At 53.2% G+C, this 1,232-nt stretch carries 1 protein-coding gene; it reads right to left on the bottom strand.

Annotation, left to right across the window (positions count from 1 at the left end; all coding sequences use genetic code 11):
• Positions 1–19: 19 nt before the first annotated feature.
• A protein-coding gene (locus AWM69_RS22635; RefSeq protein ID WP_218728593.1) for an IS3 family transposase occupies positions 20–1,170 on the bottom strand; the annotation gives its coding sequence in 2 pieces (ribosomal slippage) (positions 20–936 and positions 936–1,170; 1,152 coding nt in all).
• Positions 1,171–1,232: the final 62 nt, after the last annotated feature.

The raw sequence follows: 1,232 nt of genomic DNA, 5'->3' as shown, positions 1-1,232 counted from the left end.
GTGAATAGCCCCGGATTCTCTAGACACCTTGCAAGCTCATTGCGTAACGCTTTTCAAACTCTACCGGTGACAGCCGATTGTTGAAACCATGGCGGCGTTTTGCGTTGTAGAACATCTCGATGTAATCGAACACATCGCTACGAGCATCTTGCCGTGTGGTGTAGATTTTTCGCTTAATCCGTTCCCGCTTCAGAAGCTGGAAAAAGCTCTCGGCTACGGCGTTGTCATGACAGTTACCTCGACGGCTCATGCTGGCAACCAAATTGTTCGCCTTCAAAAAGCTGCGCCAATCGGAGCTGTTGTACTGGCTGCCCTGGTCGGAGTGAACCATCACCTCCTGTTTCGGTTTTCGCCTCCAAACCGCCATCAATAGCGCATCAATGGCCAAATCACTGGTCATCTGCGACTTCATTGACCAGCCAACAACCTGACGAGAAAACAGATCCAGTACCACCGCCAAATACAGCCAGCCTTCATAGGTGCGAATATAGGTGATGTCGGTGACCCAAACTTTGTTTGGTTCAGCGACATCGAACTGGCGCTTCAGCAAATTGGGAGAGGCGACCGCTGGCTTACCGCCGTACTTGCCAGGGCGGCGTCGATACCCTGTCTGAGAGCGCAGACCTTCAAGACGCATCAGCCTTGCCACACGATTCCGACCACAATCCTCACCGACCTCGCGCAGGTCGTCATGGATTTTGCGATAGCCATAAACGCCGCCGCTCTCCAGCCACGAATGCTTGATCAAACCCAGCAATCGTTGGTCGTCTTTGGCGCGTGCAGATTGCGGCTCAGACAACCAAGCGTAATAGCCACTGGGATGGACTTTCAGCGTCAGGCAAAGCCGTCGAATGGAATAGTCGCCGGCTCGCTGCTTGATAAAGGCGTACTTCACCCGCACTCCTTGGCAAAGTACGCGGCGGCCTTTTTTAAGATGTCTCGTTCTTCAGTGACGCGCTTTAGCTCGGCTCTCAAACGACGCAGTTCAGCGTGCTGATCATCGTCCTGCTGCCGTTCTTCTTGAGGTTTGCTGTAGCGCTTTATCCAGGCATAGAGGCTATGGGTCGACACGCCGAGACGGGCCGCTACATCAGCGACAGGAAGCTTCTTTTCGGTCACTTGATTGACCGCTTGGATTTTGAATTCTTCGGGGTAACGCGGGTTGCTCATGGCACCTCCTAATTGGCCTCAGTTTAAGGCAAAGAGATGTCTACGAAACCCGGGGCTATTCA

It is taken from the genome of Pseudomonas sp. D1HM (assembly GCF_019266105.1).
In the GTDB taxonomy this organism is placed as follows: domain Bacteria; phylum Pseudomonadota; class Gammaproteobacteria; order Pseudomonadales; family Pseudomonadaceae; genus Aquipseudomonas; species Aquipseudomonas taetrolens.
This window is presented reverse-complemented; position numbering and strand designations above follow the sequence as displayed.